Origin of the sequence: Stenotrophomonas sp. PS02297 (assembly GCF_029959705.1) — a bacterium.
GTDB classification, from domain to species: Bacteria; Pseudomonadota; Gammaproteobacteria; order Xanthomonadales; family Xanthomonadaceae; genus Stenotrophomonas; species Stenotrophomonas nitritireducens.
This window is the reverse complement of record NZ_JASCOS010000150.1, coordinates 1-7,375: the sequence shown is the minus strand read 5'-3', so window position 1 is coordinate 7,375 and position 7,375 is coordinate 1. Positions and strand designations below refer to the sequence as shown.

Sequence of the window (7,375 nt, the reverse complement as noted above, 5' to 3'; positions counted from 1 at the left end):
GGTGCTGTGCGCCGGCCTGCTGCTGGCCGTGCCGCCGCTGCTGGCGGCCGCCCCGGCCGCCAACGCCCCGGCCGGCGATGCCCAGGGCTACCGCCTGCCGTCCGCGGCGCTGCAGGCGGTGGTGGACGCCCCGCGCGCGCCCAGCCTGCGCCTGTCGCCTCGGCGCGACCTGGCGGCGATGCTGCAGACCCCGCCGCTGCCGTCCATCGCCCAGGTGGCGCAGCCGGAACTGAAGCTGGCCGGGCTGCGGATCAACCCGAAGACCTTCTCCGACAGCCGCTTCTCCTTCGGCAGCAAGTTGTGGCTGGTCTCCACCGCCGATGGCGCGCAGCGCCAGATCAGCGGCCTGCCGCAGCCGCTGTCGGTGGCCTCGCTGGCCTGGTCGCCGGACCAGAAGTACCTGGCCTTCAACCAGGTGGACCCGACCAGCGGCAGCAACGAGCTGTGGCTGGTGGACGTCGCTGCCGGCAGCGCACGCCGGGTGGCGGAGCGGCTGAACTCGGTGGTAGGCAATGGCTACGCATGGCTGCCGGGCGGCGATGCGCTGCTGGTGATGCAGCGCCCGGCCGGGCAGGGCGCCGCGCCGGTCGGCGACGGCATCCCGACCGGTCCGGCGGTGCAGCAGACCGAGGCGGGCAAGGGCGTGCGCTCGGTGCGCACCTACCAGGACCTGTTGAAGAACGAACACGACGCGCGCCTGTTCGAGTATTACCTGCAGGCGCAGCCGGTGCGGGTGGCGATCAACGGTGAAAGCCGTCCGCTGGGCATGCCGGGCATCTACCTGGGGCTGTCGTCCTCGCCGGACGGCAACTACCTGCTCAGCCAGCGCGTGGAGCGGCCGTTCTCCTATGCGGTGCCGGTGAGCAGCTTCCCGCGCCGCATCGAGGTGCTGGACGCGCAGGGCCGCGTGGCGCACACGGTGGCGAAGCTGCCGCTGGTCGAAGGCCTGCCGACCGGCAACGACGCGGTGCCGACCGGCGTGCGTTCGATCTCCTGGCGCGCCGACGCGCCGGCCACCCTGGTCTGGGCCGAGGCGCAGGACGGCGGCGATCCGGCGCGCGAAGCGGCGATCCGCGACGCGGTGCTGGTCCAGGCCGCACCGTTCGACCGGCCGCCGCTGACGCTGGCGCGGCTGGCGTCGCGCTATGCCGGCATCACCTGGGGCCGTGGCGATGTCGCCCTGCTCAACGAGTACTGGTGGAAGACCCGCCAGGTGCGCGAATGGAAGATCGCCCCGGACCAGCCGGAGCAGGCGCCGCAGCTGCTGTCCGAGCGTTCGGAGGACGACCGCTACGGCGACCCGGGCGCGCCGCTGCTGCAGCCCGACGACGGCGGCCGTGCACGCCTGCAGTTCACCGCCGATGGCCACGGCTTCTACCGCGTCGGTGATGGCGCCTCGCCCGAAGGCGACCGCCCGTTCCTCGACCGCATCGACCTGGACGGCGGCAAGAGCGAGCGCCTGTTCCACTCGCAGGCGCCGTACTACGAAGCGCCGGTGGCGGTGATCGATGGCGATGCGCCCCGCGTGCTGTACAGCCGCGAGTCCAACGACGAGCCATCCAACCTGTATGCGCGCGCGCTCGGCAGCGAAGCGGCACCGGTCGCGCTGACCCACAACGCGCATCCGCTGCCGCAGCTGCGCGGGGTGAAGAAGGAGCAGATCCGCTACAAGCGCAGCGATGGCGTCGAGCTCACCGCCGACCTGCTGCTGCCGCCCGGCTACGACCCGAAGAAGGACGGTCCGCGCCCGGTGCTGATGTGGGCCTACCCGGCAGAGTTCAAATCCGCCGCCGACGCCAGCCAGGTCACCGGTTCGCCGCATCGTTTCAATGCGGTCAGCTACTGGGGACCGCAGGCGTTCCTGGCCAAGGGCTACGTGGTGCTCAACAACCCGACCATGCCGATCGTCGGCGAGGGCGATGCCGAGCCCAACGACACCTATGTGCAGCAGCTGGTGGCCAGCGCGCAGGCGGCGGTGGACGAAGTGGTGCGCCGTGGCGTGGCCGACCGCGGGCGCATCGCCGTCGGCGGCCATTCCTATGGCGCGTTCATGACCGCCAACCTGCTCGCGCACACGCGCCTGTTCAAGGCCGGCATCGCACGCTCGGGCGCCTACAACCGCACGCTGACCCCGTTCGGTTTCCAGGCCGAGGAACGCAACTACTGGCAGGCACAGGACATCTACCTGAAGATGTCGCCGTTCAATTACGCCGGCGACATCAAGGATGCGATCCTGTTCATCCATGGCGTGGACGACAACAACTCCGGCACCTTCCCGATGCAGAGCGAACGCATGTTCGCCGCGGTCAAGGGCCTGGGCGGGAATACGCGGCTGGTGATGCTGCCCAACGAATCGCACGCCTATCGCGCGCGCGAATCGATCATGACCATGCTCGCCGAAAGCGAGGACTGGCTGGACCGTTGGCTGGCTGCGCCGGCGAAGGACGGCAAGCGCCGTTGACCTGGCGCCGGGTGGACCTGGCCGGCAAGGCGTCAGCGGGGCGGCGCTCCGCCCTGCAGGTTGACGCAGCGTCGGCGCTGTAGCGCCGGGCATCGCCCGGCGATGCTCCAGGGCTGCTCCCGGCAAGCCATTGCATGACCACGACGGGGCGTTCGCGCCCCGTCGTCGTGTCTGCGCGGACAGCGCGCGGACAACATGCAGATGCAACCATTTTCCGTATTGATGCACTGCAAAAACGCCCGGATTTTTCGGTTAGGCTTGGGGCGTTCCCGCTCTCGAGGTTCCGGTTCCTGGATGAACGAGTACCGCAGCAGCGTCGTTTTCGCCACGCCCGATCTGCCCCTGCGCGACGACGTCCGTCGCCTCGGCGCGATGGTCGGCGATCTCCTTTCCGAACAGGTCTCGCCCGCGTTCCTCGATGAAGTGGAAGACGTGCGCACCGCCGCGATCGCGCGCCGCGAAAGCCAGGCGCCGCTGGCCACGCTCAGCGCGCAGCTGGCCGGGCGCACGCCGCGCCAGGCCGAGGCGCTGGTGCGCGCGTTCAGCACCTATTTCCAGGTGGTGAACATCGCCGAGCGGGTGCACCGCATCCGCCGCCGCCGCGACTACCAGCGTGCCGGCACCAAGCGCCCGCAGCCCGAAGGCCTGCAGGACGCGCTGCAGCAGCTCAAGGCACAAGGCGTGACGCTGGAAGAACTGATGCAGTGGCTGCCGCGCATCGATATCGAGCCGGTGTTCACCGCCCATCCCACCGAGGCTGTGCGCCGCGCGCTGCTGGAAAAAGAACAGCTGATGGTGGCCAGCCTGGTGGACAACCTCGACGGCCAGCGCACGCCGGGCGAGCAGGCCGCCGACACCGCGCGCCTGCGCATGGCGCTGACCGCGTCGTGGCAGACCGCCGATTCCTCGCCGGTGCGGCCGAGCGTGGAAGACGAGCGCGAGCACGTCGGCTTCTATCTCACCCGCGTGCTGTACCGGGTGATGCCGGTGTTCTACGAATCGCTGGAACAGGCGCTGCTCGACACCTGGGGCCGCAGCCTGCCGCTGCCGCGGCTGGTGCGCTTCGGCACCTGGGTGGGGGGCGACATGGACGGCAACCCCAATGTCGATGCGGCCACCATCGCCGCCACCTTGAACGCGCAGCGCGACGCGGTGCTGGAGCTGTACCAGAAGGACCTGCTCAAGCTCGCCAGCCTGCTCAGCCAGTCCACCGAACTGGTGCCCGTGAGTGATGCGGTGCGCGCGCGGGTGGAGGAATACCGCGCGCTGCTGCCGCAGGTGCAGTCGCGCCCGCGCCACGCCGACATGCCCTACCGCCTGCTCAACGACCGCATGCGCGCGCGCCTGCAGGCCACGCTCGACGACGCGCCGGGCACGTACGCCTCGCCGGAGGAACTGGTCGGCGACATCCAGCTCATCCTCGACAGCCTGGACGCCAACAAGGGCCGGCATGCCGGCTGGTTCTCGGTGCGCCGCCTGTTGTGGCGCGTGCGCACCTTCGGCTTCCACCTGGCGCGGCTGGACGTGCGCCAGGAGTCCAGCGTGCATGCGCGCGCGCTGGCCGAGGTGCTGGGCGGCCAGGATGCGTTCGACGCACTGGACGGTGCGGCGCGTGCGCGGCTGTTGTCGTCCTATGCCGCAGGCGAGGCCGTGCTGCCGCGTGGCGACGACGAGACCGGGCAGCGCCTGGACAAGGTATTCGCGGCGCTGGCCGACGCGCACCGCCGCCACGGCGCCGACGCGCTGGGCAATTACATCATCTCGATGGCGCACGACCGCGGCGACGTGCTCGCGGTACTGGCGCTGGCGCGGCGCGGCGGCCTGGTCGCCGACGGCAATGTGCCGCTGGACATCGCGCCGCTGTTCGAGACGGTGGACGACCTGCATCGCGGCACCGCGACCCTGCGCGACCTGCTCGCCGACCCGGTATACCGCGCGCACCTGGCCGCGCGCGGCGACGTGCAGATGGTGATGCTCGGCTATTCGGACAGCGGCAAGGACGGCGGCATCGCCGCCTCGCGCTGGGGCCTGCAGCAGGCGCAGGTGGAGCTGCTTGGCGTAGCCGCCGAGCACGGCGTGCGCCTGACTTTCTTCCATGGCCGCGGCGGTTCGATCAGCCGTGGCGGCACCAAGACCACGCACGCAGTGGATGCCTCGCCGCGCGGCAGCATCGACGGCCGCCTGCGCGTCACCGAGCAGGGCGAGGTGATCCACCGCAAGTACGGCATCCGCGCGCTGGCGCTGCGTTCGCTGGAACAGTCCGCCGGCGCGGTGCTGCGCGCCAGCCTGCGCCCGCGCGCGCCCGAACCGCGCGAGGCGCATTGGACGCCGGTGATGGACATCGTCGCGGCGGAAAGCGCGCGCCGTTACCGCGCCTTCGTCGGCGACGCGCAGTTCATGGACTACTTCCGCAACGCCACGCCCATCGACGTGATCGAGCGCATGACCCTGGGGTCGCGGCCGTCGCGCCGGCTCGGCCAGGACGCGGCGCTGTCCAACCTGCGCGCGATCCCCTGGGTGTTCGCCTGGAGCCAGGCGCGGGCGGTGATCCCGGGCTGGTTCGGCGTGGGCAGCGGCCTGCAGGCCGCCGCCGATGCCGGCAACGAGGAGCTGCTGCGCGAGATGGCGCACGACTGGCCGTTCTTCGCCACCTTCCTCGACGACATGGCGATGGTGCTGAGCAAGGGCGACATCCACATCGCCGAACAGTTCTCGCGCATGGCCGGAGCGCTGCACGAACGCTTCTTCCCGCTGATCCGCGAGGAGCTGGCGCTGACCGCGCACTGGGTCAAGCGCCTGAGCGGGCAGCAGGAGCTGCTGGAGCACGATCCGCGGCTGGCGCTGTCCATCCGCCTGCGCAATCCCTACATCGACCCGATCAGCACCCTGCAGGTGGACCTGCTGCAACGCTGGCGTGAAAGCGGCCGCGAGGACGAGGCGCTGCTGCGCGCGCTGGTGGCCTGCGTGAACGGCGTGTCGCAGGGAGTGCAGAATACGGGCTGACGGCGGCGTGCCGGGACGGGAACGGGGATGATGCGCGAAGGGGACGTAAGCGGTGGCGACGCAGCGCGTTACCACCGGGTCAAGCAGATCGTGCTGCAGGCGCTGGACCTGCAGGGCAGCGCCCGCGAGGACCTAGTCGCCCGCGAGGCGGCGGGCGACGCGACGATGGTCGAGGAAGTGCGGGCGTTGCTCGCCGGCATGGAGGCCGACCAGACGCTGGTGGTGTCGTTGCGCTCCTCAGGACCGCCGGCGCCGGACGCGGGACAGGACCTGAGCGGCCAGGAGGCCTCGGCCGACGCCGCGCGCGACTACCGCCTGCTGCAGCGCCTGGGTGCCGGCGGCATGGGCGTGGTCTACCTGGCCGAACGCAGCCACGGCGACTTCGTGCAGAAGGTCGCGCTGAAGCTGCTCAATCCGGTGGCCGAGGCATCGCCCGAGCTGCGCGAGCGCTTCGCCCGCGAACGCGAGCTGCTGGCGCGGCTGGACCACCCGGGCATCGCGCGCCTGCTCGACGGCGGCATCCTCGCCGACGGCCGCCCGTTCCTGGCGATGGAATACGTCGAAGGCGAGCGCGTGGACGTCCATGCCGCGCGCCTGCCGCTGGACGAGCGCATCGCGCTGTTCATCGGGATCTGCGAGGCGGTGGCCGAGGCGCACCGCTGCCTGGTCATCCACCGCGACCTCAAGCCGGCCAACATCCTGGTCGACGCGCGCGGCCAGCCGCGCCTGCTGGACTTCGGCATCGCCCGCCTGATCGACGAGGACAGCGCGGCGGCGGGCGACACCCATACCGGCCAGCACGCCCTGACCCTGGCCTATGCCAGCCCCGAGCAGCTGGCCTGCCAGCCGCTGACCACCGCCACCGACGTCTACTCGCTGGGCGCGGTGCTGTACCAGCTGGTCTGCGGGCAGCTGCCGTTCGCCGACATCGACAATCCGGCCGGCCTGTACAACGCCATCGCCAATACCGACGTGCAGCCGCCCAGCCGGCGCCTGCGGCGCGATGGCGAGCCGCCCGCGCAGGGCCGCGCGGTCCCGGCCGACATCGATGCGATCGTGCTCAAGGCGCTGCGCAAGGAGCCGGACCGGCGCTATGCCTCGGTCGCGGCGCTGGCCGAGGACCTGCGCCGTTACCTGGCCCATCGTCCGGTCAGCGCGCGCGCCGACGAACGCGGCTACCGCGCGCGCCGCTTCCTGCGCCGCAACGCCTGGCCGCTGGCCGCCGCCGCGCTGGTGCTGCTGTCGGTGCTGGGCGGCCTGCTGGCCTCGGTGCTGGCGCTGCGCGAGGCGCGGGCGCAGCAGGCGCTGGCCGAAAAGCGCGGCCACGACCTGCAGCGGCTCGCCGACTTCCAGCAGGCGATGCTGGAAAGCGTGGACATCGATGCGATGGGCCATGCCATGACCGACACCCAGCAGCGCAAGGTGCTGGAAGTGCTGGAGAAGCAGGGCGCCGGCCAGCCGCTGGACGTGCGCCTGCGCCAGGCCTTCGCCCAGGTCGGCGCGCCGAGCATCGCCCGCGACGCGCTCGACCAGCAGATCGTCACGCATGCGCTGGCACGGCTGGATGGTGATTTCGCCGATGCGCCGCTGCTGGCGGCCGACATGCGGCAGTCGCTGGCACGGGTGCTGATCGCCATCGGCCACTATGCGCACGCGGCCGACGAATTGCGGCGGGTGCTGCAGGTGCGCGAGGCGGCGCTGCCGGCCACCGATGCGCGCATCGTGTCGGCCAGCATCGACCTGGGACAGGCGCTGTCGCTGCAGGGCGAACTGGAGCCGGCCACGGATGCCTACGACCAGGCGCTGGCGGCGACGCGCGCATTGCCGGCGCTGGACCCGCAGCGCCGCGCCGCCGAGGCCGGCGCCGCGCGGCCACAGGCGGCGCGCGGCGAACAGCAGGCGGCGTTGGCC

The 7,375-nt window shown here is 71.6% G+C and carries 3 protein-coding genes; all 3 read left to right on the top strand.

Features of this window, described 5'->3' with window-relative positions; translation table 11 throughout:
• The first annotated feature begins 37 nt into the window (after window positions 1-37).
• Entirely contained in the window at window positions 38-2,461 is a 2,424-nt protein-coding gene (locus QMX80_RS17500) for a prolyl oligopeptidase family serine peptidase (protein WP_282278450.1), read from the top strand.
• A 294-nt stretch (window positions 2,462-2,755) separates the two neighbouring features.
• Window positions 2,756-5,464, top strand: a complete 2,709-nt coding sequence (gene ppc / locus QMX80_RS17495; RefSeq protein WP_282278449.1) for a phosphoenolpyruvate carboxylase — start codon at window positions 2,756-2,758, stop codon at window positions 5,462-5,464.
• A 27-nt stretch (window positions 5,465-5,491) separates the two neighbouring features.
• On the top strand, window positions 5,492-7,375 hold a 1,884-nt coding region (locus QMX80_RS17490), incomplete at its 3' end, for a serine/threonine-protein kinase (RefSeq protein ID WP_282278448.1).